At 36.4% G+C, this 17945-nt stretch carries 13 protein-coding genes; 6 read left to right on the forward strand and 7 right to left on the reverse strand.

From position 1 onward, the window contains the following. Window positions 1–90 precede the first annotated feature (90 nt). The 5 genes from MHH69_RS03310 to MHH69_RS03330 all read right to left on the reverse strand — a co-directional run bounded on the left by MHH69_RS03310 (window position 91) and on the right by MHH69_RS03330 (window position 4377). On the reverse strand, window positions 91–549 hold the full coding sequence (locus MHH69_RS03310; RefSeq protein WP_122970679.1) for a MarR family winged helix-turn-helix transcriptional regulator: 459 nt from the start codon (window positions 547–549) through the stop codon (window positions 91–93). 79 nt (window positions 550–628) lie between these two features. Next, window positions 629–1033, reverse strand: a complete 405-nt coding sequence (spx, locus tag MHH69_RS03315) for a transcriptional regulator Spx (RefSeq protein WP_122970678.1) — start codon at window positions 1031–1033, stop codon at window positions 629–631. 339 nt (window positions 1034–1372) lie between these two features. After that, window positions 1373–2935: an ABC-F family ATP-binding cassette domain-containing protein gene (locus MHH69_RS03320; protein ID WP_341361743.1), complete on the reverse strand. Its 1563-nt coding sequence runs from the start codon at window positions 2933–2935 to the stop codon at window positions 1373–1375. 66 nt (window positions 2936–3001) lie between these two features. Beyond that, on the reverse strand, window positions 3002–3247 hold the full coding sequence (locus MHH69_RS03325; RefSeq protein WP_122970676.1) for an SE1832 family protein: 246 nt from the start codon (window positions 3245–3247) through the stop codon (window positions 3002–3004). A gap of 80 nt (window positions 3248–3327) precedes the next feature. After that, window positions 3328–4377 carry a PseG/SpsG family protein gene (locus tag MHH69_RS03330; RefSeq protein WP_341361744.1) on the reverse strand — a complete coding sequence of 350 codons (1050 nt, stop codon included), beginning with the start codon at window positions 4375–4377 and terminating at the stop codon, window positions 3328–3330. A gap of 140 nt (window positions 4378–4517) precedes the next feature. On the opposite strand from MHH69_RS03330, the gene MHH69_RS03335 reads away from it, so the two are divergent. From MHH69_RS03335 to MHH69_RS03345, 3 genes are all read left to right on the forward strand, one after another. Then, window positions 4518–5336, forward strand: a complete 819-nt coding sequence (locus MHH69_RS03335) for an NAD-dependent epimerase/dehydratase family protein (protein ID WP_341361745.1) — start codon at window positions 4518–4520, stop codon at window positions 5334–5336. 53 nt (window positions 5337–5389) lie between these two features. Beyond that, window positions 5390–7261: a cation:proton antiporter gene (locus MHH69_RS03340; protein WP_341361746.1), complete on the forward strand. Its 1872-nt coding sequence runs from the start codon at window positions 5390–5392 to the stop codon at window positions 7259–7261. An 89-nt stretch (window positions 7262–7350) separates the two neighbouring features. Next, the gene (locus tag MHH69_RS03345; RefSeq protein WP_122970674.1) at window positions 7351–7905 is read left to right on the forward strand and encodes an NADPH-dependent FMN reductase; all 555 of its coding nucleotides are present in this window, start codon (window positions 7351–7353) and stop codon (window positions 7903–7905) included. An 84-nt stretch (window positions 7906–7989) separates the two neighbouring features. On the opposite strand, the gene MHH69_RS03350 is transcribed toward MHH69_RS03345, so the two are convergent. Then, complete coding sequence (locus MHH69_RS03350) at window positions 7990–9381, reverse strand: MATE family efflux transporter (RefSeq protein ID WP_122970673.1); 1392 nt, start codon at window positions 9379–9381, stop codon at window positions 7990–7992. A 401-nt stretch (window positions 9382–9782) separates the two neighbouring features. Between MHH69_RS03350 and MHH69_RS03355 the strand changes: the two genes are divergently transcribed. The 3 genes from MHH69_RS03355 (at window position 9783) to MHH69_RS03365 (ending at window position 16919) form a co-directional block, all read left to right on the forward strand. Next, window positions 9783–11237: a protein adenylyltransferase SelO gene (locus tag MHH69_RS03355; protein WP_122970672.1), complete on the forward strand. Its 1455-nt coding sequence runs from the start codon at window positions 9783–9785 to the stop codon at window positions 11235–11237. 87 nt (window positions 11238–11324) lie between these two features. Beyond that, complete coding sequence (locus MHH69_RS03360) at window positions 11325–11594, forward strand: DUF1292 domain-containing protein (protein WP_122970671.1); 270 nt, start codon at window positions 11325–11327, stop codon at window positions 11592–11594. A 474-nt stretch (window positions 11595–12068) separates the two neighbouring features. Then, window positions 12069–16919: a 5'-nucleotidase C-terminal domain-containing protein gene (locus MHH69_RS03365; RefSeq protein WP_122970670.1), complete on the forward strand. Its 4851-nt coding sequence runs from the start codon at window positions 12069–12071 to the stop codon at window positions 16917–16919. 48 nt (window positions 16920–16967) lie between these two features. On the opposite strand, the gene MHH69_RS03370 is transcribed toward MHH69_RS03365, so the two are convergent. Further along, the gene (locus tag MHH69_RS03370) at window positions 16968–17783 is read right to left on the reverse strand and encodes a ZIP family metal transporter (protein WP_122970669.1); all 816 of its coding nucleotides are present in this window, start codon (window positions 17781–17783) and stop codon (window positions 16968–16970) included. Window positions 17784–17945 lie beyond the last annotated feature (162 nt).

Here is a 17945-nt window from a genome sequence, read left to right on the forward strand (position 1 = left end):
AGAAGGGGGAGTCTCTTTTATTTTGAAATAATATAAAACGCAAGGTACATTAATGAATGCACCTTGCGTTTTTTTATAAGTAACTTTAAATTATTCTTCATCTTTTAATTTATTAAGCCCATTGCTATTTACAAGACACTTTTCGAAGATGTTATGTAGCGTTTGAATTTCGTCATTTGTAAGCATGCCGAACATTGAATTCACCATTGCTGTCACCTGAGCCTGTGACTCTTCTAATATTTTTTTACCTTCTGGTGTAATGACGATTTGAGAAGCGCGACGATCTGCACTACTTTGGGTCTTTTCAATAAGTCCCGCTTTAATCAACTTTGTTGTTAAAACGGTTACGCCACCAGTTGTCACTTTTAAGCGCTCAGCAATAGCAGAGGGGCGTTTGGGTCCCTCTTTAGCTAATAAATCTAACAGTAAAATATGAGATTTTGAAAATCCTAATATATTTTGATGGTTCCATTCATTTGCCCATTTTCGCTCCAATGAAGACACTACTTCAAAAAGAGAGGAAAGTGATTCATATCTTTGGTTATCCATTATGTTCAGCTCCACTTAAGTCTTGTTTCGCATGTTTCAAAACTAATTCAATACGAAATGTATATCGCTAGACTATTGACTAACCTTGTGTTGCCAATCTTTGCATGGCACTTAACTCATAAGCACGTACTTTACGTGGGATGAAACGACGAATGTCCATTTCATTATAGCCAACTTGAATGCGTTTTTCATCAAGTAAGATCGGGCTACGTAACATACGTGGGTGTTGTTGAATTAAGTTATATAGGTCTTGAATTGATAATTGGTCGATATCAATATTTAAATTTTTGAAATCATTGGAGTTTGTAGCAATAATTTCATCTGTACCGTCTTCAGTCATTCTTAAAATATTTTTAAATTCTGCTAATGTTAAAGGTTGTGAAGTAATACGTTTTTCATTATAAGAAATATTATTTTCTTTTAACCATTTAATGGCTTTTCGTGAAGAGGAACAGCTAGATTGTGTGTAAATTGTAACTGCCATAAAATCTCCTCGCCTTCTTTTGTTTGTAATAGCTTACAAATAAGATATTTTTAAATATATTTATATCTTATCAGTAAGATAATTATAAGTCAATAGCTTTTCCATATTTTATAAGTGGGCATCTTACATATAAATATATAACCGTTTTCCTATAAATATATACGTCTTAGGAAAAGAAAAGTTTCAATTTTTTACAAGTTGATTTGATAAATAATCAAAAAATATGTTTAAAACTATGCTGATAAGAATAATAGAGAGGGGGAGAAATTTAATAATGTTTAATAGTAGATTATGAAAAAACGGTTTGAACTCCTAAGGAATCCAAACCGTTTTTGACATTTATAAATTTGTTTTACCTGTTGTGAACCAATCTTGGACATTCCAAACTTTTGTTGCTAGTCCTTCATAAAACTCAGGTTCATGGGATACTAAGACGATTGTTCCTTTATATTCCTTCATAGCACGTTTTAATTCATTTTTAGCATCTACATCTAAGTGGTTTGTCGGTTCGTCAAAAATTAACCAGTTCGATTCTTCCATCATTAGTTTACATAAACGAACCTTTGCTTGCTCGCCCCCTGATAAGGAATTTAATGGGCGGGAGATATGTTCGTTTTTCAACCCGGCCCGAGCTAAGGCAGCACGGATTTGGTGTTGATCCATACTTGGGAAGGCATTCCATACATCATCAATAGGTGTTATTTTATCTGGCTTTACTTCTTGTTCAAAATAAGAAGGGAAGAGGAAATCTCCCCTTGTAACTTTTCCACCTAGAGCATTTATTTTACCAAGCATTGTTTTTAATAATGTGGATTTCCCGACACCATTCATCCCGATTAAAGCAATCTTTTCGCCCCTTTCAATTGTAAACGTAAGGGGAGGAAGTAACGGTTTATCGTAACCGATTAATAAATCTTCTGCTTCTACTATGAACCGGCTAGAAGCCCGTGATTCCTTAAAACTAAACTCAGGTTTAACAGCCGTTTCCGGGCGATCAATTCGTTCTAACCGATCAAGTTGTTTAGCACGTGATTTAGCACGGCCAGTTGTAGAGTATCGTGCCTTGTTTTTCGCAATAAACTCTTCTTGTTTTTTAATAAATTCCTGCTGTTTCTCGTAGGCATCGATATGTTGGCGTTTATTGATTTCGGCTAACTCTAAAAATTTCTCGTAAGTTGCTGTATAACGAGTAAGCTTTGAAAATTCCAAATGGAAAATAACGTCTACCACACCGTTCATAAACTCCGTATCATGGGAGATTAATAGGAACGCATGGGGATATTCTTTCAAATAATTTGAAAGCCATGTAATATGTTCTTCATCCAAATAGTTCGTCGGCTCATCTAGCAACAATACTTTCGGTTTTTCAAGTAATAGTTTAGCAAGTAATACTTTCGTACGTTGACCACCGGAAAGGGCTGCCACGTCTCGATCTAATCCAATTGCATCCAAACCAAGACCGCGCGCTACTTCTTCGATTTTAATGTCCAATGTATAAAAATCTCCGGCATCAAGAGCATCTTGTACTTCAGCCATTTGTTCTAATAATGCTTCCAATTCCTCAGGGGTAGCATCTGCCATTTTATTGGCGATTTCATTTAATTCCTCTTCTTTTTTATAAAGAGGGAGGAAGGCATCTCGTAAAACATCCCGCATAGTACGGCCTGCTGTTAAAACCGTATGCTGATCTAAATAGCCATAATGTGTACCTGGTAGCCATTCTACGCGGCCTGTGTCATGAATCGTTTGACCTGTAATAATCCCCATTAATGTGGATTTTCCAACACCATTCGCTCCGACTAATCCGATGTGATCACCTTCGACAAGGCGGAATGAAACATCTTTAAATAGGGTGCGATCACCAAAGGAATGTCCTAAATTTTCCACTGTTAATATTGCCATAATCTGTTCCTCCGATAATATATTTCAACGTTTTATAAGTTTTTAGGATATAAAAAAACTCGCGGGTTAAGACAACGCCGCGAGCTGTTTATTCAGTTCTGCTAGTTGTTTTTCCATGTTTGAAAGGCGTTCTTCTGCTTTTCGAACAGACTCTTCATGGCCTGTACTTTCAAGCTTTTCGATATCACCTTGAAGATTTATATAATCCATTTTTAATTCTGCAATTTTTTGTTGAAGTTCTGATTTAGTTAACATGAAAGTAGCTCCTTCATAATAATTTCGTACAAAATAATCGTACAAACATTGTACCATAAGAAGGGAGCTATTTTCATTAATATTCGAAGAAGGGGTATCTCGTAATATTCGGCAGATTCCATCACGTCATGGCTAGTCTATAAAGAAACCATATTATGACGTTCATAAGCAAAATCTAATAATAAGGACTTAATGACTTCATTGTTATCCGAAATTTCCAATTCAAATTGTTTTCTTACTGCCCGTTCTCGTCGTGCTTCATGCAATAATAATTCCATAACGGCATTTTGGATGTTAGATTGTTTCATCTTACGTCCTAAACCGAGATGAATAAATCCGTTATGTTCCCTTGGAAAGGCATTGTTTAATTCCCGTTCATTTTGAGCAGCTGTAATGCAAGGAATACCTACTGTTGCTACTTTATAAGGAGTATAATTCGCATTACAAATCACAATATCTGCTTCATGGAGGAGTTTTTCTAAAGCTTGGTCATCTTTAAAAATTTTCGTGTTACGGCGACTTAACACCATCATTTGTAAATCTTCTACAGAATGGCGATATTCTCGATCAATTGCAACGGTAATTTTTAGTGGGATTTGTAGCTGGGTTAAATGGCGTAAAGTTCGATAGGTTAAATTGTTTTCATCACCATCTTCATAAGCAACGACAATATGAGGTGGATTTGATAATTCGTTTGAAACCCGTTCCTTAGCAATTGCTTTAAGGGAATCTTTTACAGCAAAAGCAAAGCTACCCGATAAAATGTTTTGTGCTGTATTTTCCCTTACTTCCTCAAAAAGGGCAATAATATTGCAATCAGCTAATTCAGCACCATCGCCAAAATCATCAAAATGAACAATCGTTTTGCAGAAAGGTCTAAGCTGTTCCATTTGTTCAACTAATGTATCTTTGCCATCTTGAACGATTAAATCAGGTTCAAGACTACGAATCTGAGTTTTTAATTCTGAGTAATGGTCGAATAAAATAGGAGAAAGTTGTAAATCTGTAAAAATTTCAATTGCTTCATGTCCATCTTGTTTTAAAAATACATAAACGCTTTCTTCATCATTTAATAGTTTTGCTAACGTAGCGGCACGCTCAAGGGGATAATACCCTTTGATTGAACTATGCTCAACTACAAAAGCAATTTTCTTTTTTATCGAAGTGACACTTAGTTCATTTTTCATAAAATCCCATCCTTTCCCAACTATTAATTAAATTATGGTGAAAAATTAGAAAGTATGTGTGAAAATTAACACTATAAATTAGTAGAAACTTAGATTAACAATTTTATGCTGATTAGACGAAAAACATGAAAGGTTGTGGCGTGAAAGTGGAAATGCGTTCAGCCATCGTAGTAGGTGGGACAGGGCTTGTCGGAACGGCCCTCGTAAAACTACTTTGTGACAGTGAAGAATATGTATCGGTGACAGTTCTATCTAGAAGAAAGCTGGATTTCGAGCATCCAAAACTAACCGTTAAAGTGCGTTCCTTTGATCAATTAGAAGAAAAGGATATAGATTTTGCCCATGAAGTTTTTTGTTGTTTAGGAACAACGATGAAAAAGGCGAAGACTAAAGAGCAATTCGAAAAAATAGATGTGGAGTATCCATTACACATAGCATCTCTAGCAAAAAAATGTGGCATTATGCACTTTATTATCATTTCTGCTATCGGCGCCAGTGAAAAATCTGCCTTTTATTATAATAAGGTGAAGGGAAAGCTAGAGCGAGAATTAATGGCTTTAGAATTACCCCAATTATCGATTGTCCGACCTTCTCTATTAGTTGGAGACAGAATGGAATTTCGTTTAGGTGAGAAAACGGGTGAATGGCTATTAAAAGGATTAAATCCGTTTTTTATTGGACCGTTGAAAAAATATCGTCCAATCGAAGCAACTCAGCTTGCATTAGCAATGAAAGTCATTGCTCTTTTTGGCAAAAAATCTCCGGTAACAATATATGAATCACAGCAACTTTCTACAATGAAAATGCCTGAAGCTAAAGTAGAAAAAGCTATTCCAAGGGAACAGTTATTTAATTGGGATAAATTTAAAGAGAAAGAACCGACACCGATAGATGAAGAAGTTGTATTTAATCAAGAAAGATTAATGGAAATCAAAACGAAAAATGAACTTGATAAATAGCGTTTTCAAATGGAATGAAAGAACGTCCTCCGTAAATACTAATGGAGGATTTTTTGATTTTTAATTTGGCTGAAAGGGATGTTACAATGCTCGACAATCTACTAATTCAAATCGTTGCAATTGTAGGACTAGGAATTTTATCGCAATGGGTAGCTTGGCGATTTAAACTCCCTGCCATCGTTATTATGTCACTAGTCGGTTTGCTAGTCGGTCCTTTGTTAGGATTATTCAATCCGCAAAAAAGTTTTGGAGAAGTGTTTAATCCGACTATTGCGCTAGCTGTTGCCGTTGTTTTATTTGAAGGGAGTTTGGGCTTAGACCTTCGAGAAATTAAAGGATTCCGCCAATCGATTTTTCGTATTTCTACTTTAGGTGCCTTTATTGCATGGATTATTGGGTCCTTAGCCGCTCATTTTATAGCTGGGCTATCAATAGATGTTGCCTTTGTGATGGGTGGACTTTTTATCGTTACTGGACCTACGATGATTTTGCCATTATTGCGCCAAGCTAAGTTAAAAGAACGTCCGGCTACAATCCTAAAATGGGAAGCCATTATTGTGGACCCATTCGGTGCGTTAGTCGCCCTATTCGCACTCGAAATGGTTTTATATATGAATGGCATGATCTCGGAAGGGTCCCTTTTATTATTTTTTGTTGCTTCTATTTTTTCTGCCATTATTGGAGCAGGGGTAGGGTTTCTATTAGGCCGTTTACTGGAACATGGTTTTATTCCTGAATTTTTAAAGTCTCCAGTCGTCTTAGTCAGTGTACTTTTGGTATTTGTACTATCAGAAGAAATCATACACGAAACAGGGATACTCGCTGTCACTGCCATGGGAATTGTCATGGCAAATATGCATTTAACATCATTAAGAGAATTACTGCACTTTAAAGAAAATGTTTCTGTTCTTCTTATTTCTACGCTATTTATCATGTTAACTTCTTCTTTATCAATCGAGACGTTACTCGATATTTTAAACTGGCGTATGCTTTTATTTGTTTTAGCGATGTTGTTTGTTGTCCGACCGGTATCGGTTTGGCTTTCTACTATTGGAGTAGGATTACCGAAGCGGGAACGTCTATTACTTGGATGGATTGCACCAAGAGGGATTATCGCCTTAACCGTTTCCGGCTTTTTTGCTAGTGTTTTAACGGAATCTGGATTTGAAGATGCTGATATTATTACAGCTTTAACATTAGCATTAGTATTTGCCACCGTTTTAGCCCATGGTTTATCCATTAGCTGGCTTGCGAAGAAATTAAATTTGCAATGTACGGATGAAATGGGGGTAACGATTGTCGGAGGTAGTCCTTTTACAGCTGTTTTAGGTGAAGCGATACAAAGTTTTCAAAAACCTGTTCTTATTATCGACCGATCTTGGAGTGCCTTATCTGAAGCTCGTCAATTAGGGATAAAAACGGAAGTAGGGGACATCTTAAGTGAATATACGGAGTTTCATGTAGACTTAACTCCTTACGAAATATTAGTAGCCGCCACAGAAGAGGATGCGTATAATGCCCTTATATGCCAACGTTTCGTTCCTGAACTAGGTCGGGAACATATTTTTCAAACACCCATTCCTACGGGGGACTTAAGTGACTACAGTCAATCAATCGTTGGAAAGACATTATTTGATGAAGATTATGATATTTACACATTAAATCGTCTTATTAATGAAGGATATATGATTCGTAAAACACAGCTTACGGAACAATATACATTTGAACGTTATCTTGATGGCGATGGACATAAAACAATCCCATTATTTGCAGTGGATAAGGATCATCACCTCATATTTTTTACAAAGGGGATAAAGCGGTCATTTGATGTTGGAACAACGATCGTTAGTCTTACTTCACCAACCCGAAGAATGGAAAAAGCAATGGAAAAGGCGAATCAAACGGAAATTCCGCCAAAAGACTGAAATTTATTGAATCCAAACTTGTTCCCTACTCGTGCTTTATCGCATCTGTTACAATAACGAATGGAAATAAAAAGTGGAGGATACTCAACATGAAAATTTTACTCGTGGATGGCACTGTATTCGGTAATAAAACAGGTGCGATATTGCGTCAAGTTGAACAATATATTAAAGAATATAATAGCAGCTTAGAGCTTGAAATATTATATTTCGCTGATTTAAAACATCAAATTTTGGATGGTAGCCCATTAAATGAAGATATGCAAATGATGATTCGAAAATTTGAAGAAGCTGATGGCTATATTATTGCAACGCCAATTTATCAAGCATCGATTCCAGGCGTATTAAAAAATGCTTTTGATATGATTGACCCAAAAGCGATGCGGTATAAACCAGTTTCAATGGTAGCAAATGGTGGTACATATCAGCACCATTTAGTAGTTGAAAATCAGCTTAGACCAATATTAGATTACTTCCGTTGTTTAGTAACACCTAACTATGTATATACCCATTCATCTCATTTTGATGAAAATAATCAAATTACAGATGCTACGATTCAAGATCGTCTTCGCGAACTAGCTCGGGTTTTCGTTCAATATTGCAAGCTAAGTGAAACGTTACCGAAACTACCAGTAGATAAACATTAGTTTTCAATGACTTCCAACGCGGAAGTCATTTTTTATATAAAAAAGAGTGCTTACAGAAAGCACTCTTGACGGGTTCATATGTTTTTAAGTAGTAACTGGATTTTCAGTAGGTTCAACATCTCTATCTGGAGATACTAAGGCGTACTGTTCCCATTTACGACTTTTCCATCTAAATAATACGATGATAGCACGGGTCCATTCATCAGCAGCAATGGCTAGCCAAACGCCGACTAACCCTAAATCGAATACAAATACTAATAAGTATCCTAAAGGTAAGCTCATACATATCATGGATAAGAATCCTATTTTGACAGGGAAACGAGCATCCCCAGAAGCCCGTAACGAGTTAATGATTGTGATGTTAATCGTTCTACCAGTTTCCAACAATAAACTTAAAGCTAATACAGAAGCACCAAATTTGACTACTTCTGGATTATCGGTAAATAAGCTAACTAATTGTTCACGGAATATAGTTACGACCGCTGCGATAATTACAGTGAAAACGAGTGCTGCCTTTACACTAGACCATACTTGCTTATAAGCAGAGTCCTTATCTCCTGAACCAACAAAACGACCAACGATGATGGAAGTACCCATCCCTATCGCAATGGCGAATAGATAGGTAAACATCGAAATATTATTCGCATATTGTCGTGCGGCAAGAGCTTCTGCACCAAGGTATGTTACATAGTACAAGAATACAATTTGACAAACTTGGTACATAATTTGTTCAAAGGCACTTGGTAAACCAATGTATAAAATTTTCTGTACATATTCCTTAGAAAAGGAAAAATAGTATGCCATCTTTATTTTGACTTCTAATGCTCGATATAGTAGCCAGAAGAAAATGAAAACGGCAATTAATCGGCTAACTACCGATGAAATCGCAGCACCTTGTACCCCTAGTTCAGGAGCACCAAAGTTACCGAAAATTAAAATATAGTTTCCAACTACGTGGATAATATTCATTCCTAATGAAACAAACATCGTTTGCTTTGTCCAACCATGTACACGAATAATCGCTGCTAAAGAATTAATAACAGCTTGAAGGAATATCCCTCCTCCGACGATGATTAAATAGCTTTGTGCATGTTCAAGTACTGCTCCTTGCAAGTTCATCATGATCATTAATTGGTTGGAAGAGAAAATAAATAGGACCGACATTAATAATCCGAGGCATAAATTTAATGTAACGGCTAAAGCGGAAATTTTTGCTGCTTCAAAATACCGACGAGAACCGAGATATTGGGAAACAACGATGGCAGCCCCATTCCCGACAACTTCTAAAATTAAAATGGCGATGTGTATATATTGATTAGCTGTGCCGACCCCTGAAACCGCATTATCTGATACCGCACTTAACATAAACGTATCGGCAAGCCCCATTAACATAAATAAAAATACCTCTAAAAAAATCGGCCAAGTTAAATGAAATAAATTTAACTTTTTTGGAGGTGTTTGAAGTGTTTCGCTCATGTTTCTCCTCTTTCTAACTTATTTGATTAGGATATATTACCACAGAAAGTTCTTTCGTTGAGTAAAAAATTTATGAATAAACCGGATTAAAATCAAAAAAGCGTTTACAAAGAGATTACTTTTTAAAAATCCATATAGTTTTTGAAATTATCATAGATCCAACGGTTATGGAGAATAATAAAATTGTAAAAAAACATGAACAAACCTACAGTTAGAATGATGTTTTAAGGAATTATTTGTTTAAAAGTATGCGAATTTATGTCTTGTTTTCTTAGGTAGTGTATAATGATGGAACTTGGCTTACAATGTTAATGAATGATGGTTAACTTAGTATATTTTGTTAAAGAAATGGCTTCATCTTAAATGAAGTAAACTACTCGGTAAAGAGAAAAGGGGATTATATGGGAATAGGATGGAACTTTGATAATAGTTATGCGAGACTTTCCGATTCTTTCTATGCAAGTTTAAAGCTGCATCCAGTAAGTAATCCGAAGTTAGTCATACTGAACAAACAACTAGCAAGTGAACTTGGCTTAAATAGTGAGGAGCTTCAGAGTGAAGAAGGGGTGCAAATTCTTGCAGGTAATGTAGCCCCTGAAGGTTCTTTCCCTTTGGCTCAAGCTTATGCAGGGCATCAATTTGGTTATTTTACGATGCTAGGAGATGGACGAGCTACCCTTTATGGGGAACAAATTACTCCAAAAGAAGAACGATATGATATTCAACTAAAAGGGTCTGGTCGTACTCCCTTTTCCCGTGGAGGGGATGGACGGGCTGCCCTTGGTCCGATGCTAAGAGAATATATAATTAGTGAAGCAATGCACGGACTAGGTATACCAACAACTAGAAGCTTAGCTGTAGTGGAAACAGGAGAAAAAATTATTAGAGAAATGGAATTACCCGGTGCCATCCTAACCCGTGTTGCATCGAGTCATATCCGTGTCGGAACTTTTCAATTTATCGCTAATTGGGGAAGTTATGAAGACCTACAAGTGTTGGCGAATTATACAATTGTCCGCCATTACCCAGATATCCCTAATAGTGATCATCGATTCCTTTATTTACTTCAGGAAGTTATTAAAAAACAAGCGGAGTTAATCTGTAAATGGCAATTGGTTGGTTTTATCCACGGTGTTATGAATACGGATAATATGACCATTAGTGGGGAAACGATTGACTATGGACCATGTGCTTTTATGGACGCGTATGATCCTGATACAGTTTTTAGTTCGATTGATACAAAAGGACGTTATGCATATGGTAATCAACCGAAAATAGGTGGCTGGAATTTGGCCCGTTTTGCTGAAACACTCATTCCATTATTACATGATGAGGAGGATGAGGCGGTCGAAATTGCCCAAAATGAAATAGCGAAATATCCGCTCCTTTTTGAGAAGAACTGGCTTAGAGGAATGCGGGGAAAATTAGGATTATTTAATGAAGAAGAGCAAGATAAAGAATTAATAAACGAATTACTCGATATGATGAAGAAATATGAAGCGGATTATACAAATACGTTCCGAGCGTTAACGGTCAACAAGTTGGAAATGACTTCTCTTCACGATCAAGAAGATTTTGATCAATGGCAAAAAAAGTGGCAAGAGCGACGTTCTAGACAACAACAGTCGATGGAAGAATCGACCCAATTAATGAAAGAACGAAATCCATCAGTTATTCCTCGAAATCATCGTGTGGAAGAAGCGTTGGATGCAGCAGTAAATAATGGTGATTACAGTGTGATGGAACGTTTACTAAAAGTACTTGCTAATCCTTTTGATGATTCGCCGGAACATCAAGAATATAGCCAATTACCTGTACCTTCGAATTTACCGTATCGTACTTTTTGTGGTACTTGATTTTTCTAAAATGTTGTATGAATCTGACCAGAAATGGCAATAAAATAATATGTTTAAACAGACTTTTTTAAGAAGGAGAATGGACGAATGGATGAATTGAAAGTAGGGGAAATCTTCACGATTACCGACGAAAATGACGAGGAATTAGAAGTTGAAGTTCTTGCAGCGATTAATATTGAAGGAACGGAATATGTTGCGGTAGGATTTGTGGAAGATTTACAAGAAGAAACAGAAGAGGATATCGATGTTTTCTTCTTAAAGGTAGATGAAGAAGGAGATTTTAGTGCCATTGAAAGTGATGAGGAATTCGATAAAGTATCATCTGCCTTTGATGAAATAATGGAAGAAGAAGAGTAGTTTAAAAATTGGAAAGAAGCAAAACGCGCCTAAGATTTAGGGGCGTTTTGCTATTTTTTTTAGAATGAACGATATCTAAGGAAAGAAATGAAAAATTTCTTAACAAACATAGTTGGTTTTTCATGAACCATACTAAAGATATAGGAGTGTGTTTACATCCTTATTAAGACTATTTTTAGTTAATAATACCTATATATGCGATGTTTCAACAGTTTAAATTATATTCGGGGCAAAAATTTATTAAATAAATCAAAAAAGTCTGAAAAATAATATTTATGATTCGTTAAATTTACGTGGAAACGATTTTTTTTATAATTATTTACGATTATTTTACAAATAATCTATTTCTTTCGAATTATTTTTCTAATAATGTAGGTAATATAAAGTCTACTTTATTCGTATGAAATTTTACAATTACTAATTTACTACATGATTTACCAATAGCACATTAAACAAATAATGGAGGGCAAATGAATGCATTTTTCTAAAAAAAGTAGGGATCGTTTCTTCAAAGCAACACTGGCAACGACGCTTGTAGCTTCAACAATTGGATCCGTTACACCAACTGTGTTGGCAGCGGAATCGGAAGGGAAAAGTAATCAATCTGAAAAAGTAGCTCAATATCAACACCCAGCGAAACAAAGTGTGGATAAAAAAGAGAATGGTAAAGGGAACGGAAAAGGGAAAGACAAAGATAAGGGAAAAGGGAAAAAAGATTTTGAATTAACGATAATGCATACGAATGATTCCCATGCCCATTTAGACAATGTTCCAAAGTTAGTTACAGCTGTTGAAACAGTGAGAGCAGAAAACAAAAATACACTTCTTTTAAATGCTGGAGATGTATTTAGTGGCACTCTATTTTTTAATGAGTTTCAAGGGCAAGCCGATTTAACGTTTTTAAATTTAATGGGTTATGATGCAATGACTTTTGGTAATCATGAATTTGATTTAGGTTCTTCGCCGGAAGGTCATCAAGCACTAGTTGATTTTATTGAAGGGGCAAAATTCCCATTTGTAAGTGCTAATGTTGACTTCTCACAAGATAATAAGTTTGACGGACTATTCTCTGATTTAGTTTCAAGCAAACCGAAGGACGGGAAAATCTATCAAGGAATTGTAAAGAAAATTAAAGGCGAAAAAGTTGGGATTTTCGGTTTAACGACGGAAGAAACGGCTGCCATTTCAAGTCCTGGCAGTATCGCTTTTGAAAACTATATTAAAGAAGCAGAAAAAGCAGTAAAAGCTTTCGAAAAAATGGGTGTAGACAAAATTGTTGCCTTAACTCATATTGGATACGACGATAATGCTGAAATCGATAATGATTTAGTTTTAGCAAGTGCAGTTGAAGGAATTGATGTTATTGTAGGTGGTCATAGTCATACACAATTAGATGAACCTACTTTAGTTGTTGAAGATTTAGATGGAGAAGAAAAGGAACCAACAGTAATTGTACAAGCTTATCAGTATAGTGAATTTTTAGGCCAATTAAATCTTACTTTTGACAAACAAGGTGTTATTACAGAGTATGGTGGCCAACTGCTAGAAGTGAATTCTTTTGAAGAAGATCCAGAAGCAAAAGAGCTATTAGCTCCTTATTCGGATAGAATAGCTGAAATTACGAATGAAGAAATTGGCGTAACATTAAATGAACCCCTTACAAATCCTCGCATCACAGATAGTGGAAATACGGAAGGGGTCAGCGTCAGAAATAGTGAAACGATTCTTGGTAATTTAATTACGAACGGTATGCTTGAAAAAGCGAAACAGTATAACGAAAATGTTGTATTAGCCTTTCAAAATGGTGGCGGTATCCGTTCAGCTATTGATGCTGGACCAGTAACCGTTGGAGAAGTGATTACCGTTTTACCTTTTGGAAATACATTGGCAACGATGACGGTTACAGGTGCCGAGTTAAAAGCTGCCTTTGAAATTAGTTTTAAAGAATACCCAGCTGAAAACGGTGGATTTTTACATGTAGCTGGTGGGAAAGTTGAATTTGATTCAACAAAACCAGTTGGAGAACGGGTAGTTGCCATCTATTACAAGGATGCAGAAGGTAATTTTGTAGAAATTCAAGATGATGAAACATATACAGTTGCAACAAATGCTTTCACTGCTAAAGGTGGAGATGGTTACGACGTATTCGCAACAGCATATGCTGAAGGACGTGTGACCGATTTAGGTTTATCCGATTGGGAAAACTTCCGTGATTATTTAGTAAGTGTAGAAAGTATTCCAACATCTACTGAAGGAAGGATAGTTGATGTATCAAAGGAGGTTTCTAGGGGAGATTTAATGATCTCCCAATATATTGAAGGAAGTAGTTATAATAAAGCGATTGAATTGTATAACGCTTCTAGTTCCGTCATCGATCTTTCCGAGTACACATTAGAGATTTATACAAATGGTGCTCCTGAGAGCGTTAAATCTATGGAATTACATGGCACTTTAGAAGCTGGAGAAGCGATTGTTTTATATCATGGCCAAGCAACGGATGAAATTAAATCAGTCGGTCAAATAGAAAATTCGACGGTGATTAATTTTAATGGAAATGATCCTTTAGTTTTAAAAAAGAATGATGAAATAGTCGATTCCATTGGACAAATTGGATCAAGTAGTGATTTTGCAAAAGATGTAACTCTCGTACGAAATGCGGATGTAACGACTGGAGATGCCATCCCGACTGATGCTTTTACATTTGAGACGGAATGGACGAATTTAGGGAAAGACTCCTTTGAAAATCTTGGCCAACATCCTTACATTGTTGAAGAGCCAGGAGAGGGGGAAACAATTACCATTGCCCAAGCTCGCGAACAAGGGACTGGAGAGGTACAAGTACAAGGAATTGTAACGGGAAAATTAAAAAATACGATCCATATTCAAGATGAAACTGCTGCTATTGCTGTATATGGTTTAGCAGATTCAGTAGAAGTTGGAGATGAAGTCGTATTATCTGGAGAACTAGCGGACTATAGAGGGCTTTTGCAACTTCAAAGTCCTTCTTTAGTCGAAAGAGTCTCTACTGGAAATGAATTTTCTCCTATTGACATAACAGGTGCGGGGATTAATGAAGAGAATGAGTCCAAATTAGCAACTGTACAACAAGTAACGGTTACGGCTAATAATGGTTCAGGAAATTATGCAGCAAACGATTCTGAAGGGAATAACTTTGTTGTACGTGATGAAAATGGTTCCTTAGGATTAGAAGTAGGGAAAACCTATGATTCTCTTACTGGGATTATTCAACAATATAATAGCACGTATCAAATTATACCGCGTGGTTTAGCGGATGTGATTGAAGATGCAACAAAAGTACAGGGAATTAAACCTTCTATTAGTTCCACATTAATTCCTGTAGGAACTGCAATTGAGCTTTCAACTATAACAGAAGGTGCAACAATTCATTACACATTGGACGGTTCAGAACCAACAAAGGATAGTGCTGTATATTCAGAACCAATTGTCATCAATGAACCAACAACTATTAAAGCGATTGCTATAAAAGAAGGTTTAACGGATAGTGATATCTTTAGTATATCCTATGAAGTATATGATGAATCACCAACGATTAGCCAAATTCAAGGGGCTGATCACACATCTTCCTTTGACGGTAGTGTTGTAGACGGGGTTCAAGGGGTAATTACTTCTTTGTTTGAGTTAGATGGTAGCCAATACTTCTATATGCAATCTGCAAAGGGGACAGAAGATAATGATTCTAGTACTTCAGAAGGAATTGTTGTCTATGCAGGTAATGCTTCATCTTCATACTCATTCAAAGTGGGAGATCTAGTAAGTGTTACTGGTACTGTAGATGAATACCGTTTAGACGGATATGATGATGCGGATACAGATTTAACTGTAACGGAAATTAATGCGAGAAACGGTTCGATTACAGTTGTGAAAAGTAATGTAGAATTACCAGATCCAGTTGTTATTACACCATCTATGATTCCTTCTGAATCGATTGATGATGATGAATTAACATCCTTTGACCCAACGAGCGATGCGATTGATTTCTGGGAAAGCCTAGAAGGAATGCGCGTTCAAATTGGTGAAGGCACAGAAAGTAGCTTGCGTGTTGTTTCTCCAGAAGAGTACGGTGAAATTATAACTGTATTTGACTCAATTGAAGCTACTACAACGAACGGTGGTCTATTATTAGGTGAAACGGATACGAATCCTGAACGAATTCAACTGAAGTTATTTAACGGTGAAAAGGAAGTAACAAATGGTGGCGATATTAATACAGGCGATCAAGTTAATGGACCTATCACTGGTATTGTAAACTATGGTTATTCCAACTATAAAGTCTATGTAGATAATACAGATGTTCAAAGTAAAATAGTCGATGGTGGAAAGGCACCAGATACAACTGCTATTACAGCATCCGACGAAAAGTTAACAATCGCATCTTATAATTTGGAAAACTTCTCTGCCCAATCTGATTCAGAAAAAGTGAAGAAAATTGCTGTAGCCATTGCGGACAAATTAAATTCACCTGATATTGTTGGAGTTACAGAGATGCAAGATAATGATGGTCAAACTGATTCAGGAAGTTCAGCTGCGGATCAAAGTTATCAAACATTGATTAATGCCATCGCTGCTGAAGGTGGTCCTCAATATGAATATGTCAATATTGATCCAGAGTATAATCAAGATGGTGGAGCACCTGGTGGTAACATTCGTGTCGGTTTCCTTTATAATCCTGAACGAGTATCGTTAACTGAAGCACAAGCCGTTGGTAACGCAACTACGGGGACGGAATATGTTAATGGGGCGTTAACATTAAATCCAGGACGTATTGATCCTACAAATGATGCCTTTTCTAATAGTAGAAAACCTTTAGCTGCACAGTTTACATTTAATGATGAACAAGTTATTGTCATTGCAAATCATTGGAATTCAAAGTCAGGTGACTCACCTTTATTTGGTTCAATCCAACCACCTGTACTAGGCAGTGAACAACAACGGATTCAGATAGCTTCTATTATTCGAAACTTTGTAGAATCGATTCAATCACAAAATCCAGAAGCAAATATTGTAGCATTGGGAGACTTTAATGATTTCCAATGGACGCCTGCCCTTCAAACATTAGAAGGGGACAATGAATCAATGGTGAATATGATTTATTCATTAGATGAAGCGGATCGTTATACGTATACGTACCAAGGAAATTCTCAAGCACTAGATCACATTTTCGTATCTAGCAATCTAGTTGAGAAAGCAGTACTTGATATTTTACACGTTAATTCCGACTTTACTGAAGAATCAGGTCGTGCAAGTGACCATGATCCAGTGTTAACACAAATTGATTTTAAATAATGAAAAGGAGATGCTCAGCTAAGAGCATCTCCTTTTTCTATATTCAATTTAACCTAATGCCACATCTAAAATCATCATAATGGTAAATCCAATCATTAATGACAAGACAGCTAAGTCTTTGTTTCCTTCTTCTTGTGAGCTTGGAATAACTTCCTCTACGACAACAAAAATCATTGCACCAGCTGCAAAGGCTAATGCGAAGGGTAATAATGGTTCAATAAAAGCAACTGCCAGAAATCCAATAATGGCAGAAATAGGTTCTACCATCCCTGAAAATTGACCAAAAAGAAAACTTTTCTTTTTGGATAATCCGTCCCGTAGAAGGGGCATTGAAACTGCAGCACCTTCAGGTATGTTTTGGATACCAATCCCGATTGCTAAAGCAAGGGCTCCAGCAACTGAAGCGGAAGGGGAACCAAGGGAAGCAGCTCCAAAAGAAACACCAATAGCTAATCCTTCCGGTATGTTATGCAATGTGATGGCAAGGACTAACAAAGTACTTCGCTTTCTTCGTTTTGGTTGTATACCCTCAGCTGTTTCAATTGCTGCATTCGGATGAAGGTGGGGCAACAGTTTATCAATGGCAAAAAGAAAAGCACCACCAAGTAAAAAACCAATTGCTACAGAGAGCCATGAAGGAAAACGTCCCCCCTCTGCCATTTCTAACGCAGGGGATAGTAAAGACCAAAAGCTTGCAGCAATCATAACACCGCCGGCAAAGCCTAACATACTATCTAAAAAACGTTGATTGAAATTTTTTGTTGTAAAAACGAGTGCAGCACCTAATGCTGTCATTCCCCAAGTAAACAATGTAGCGAGTATTACTTGATAAATTGGTTTTAGTGTTAGGATAAAGTCGATCATTGAAACACCCCCTTATGTATCCCTTACCAAAATCTTCTTATAGCAAATTTTAAGCTTATAAAATGAGGAAATCAATGGATGAATGCCAAGATTATCATCATCATTGTTCGAAAAAGAGAATCATCTTTATAAAATACTCCTAATAGTAGTTTATATTTTGTA

This window comes from Ureibacillus sp. FSL E2-3493 (assembly GCF_038077515.1).
Taxonomy (GTDB): Bacteria; Bacillota; Bacilli; order Bacillales_A; family Planococcaceae; genus Ureibacillus; species Ureibacillus halotolerans.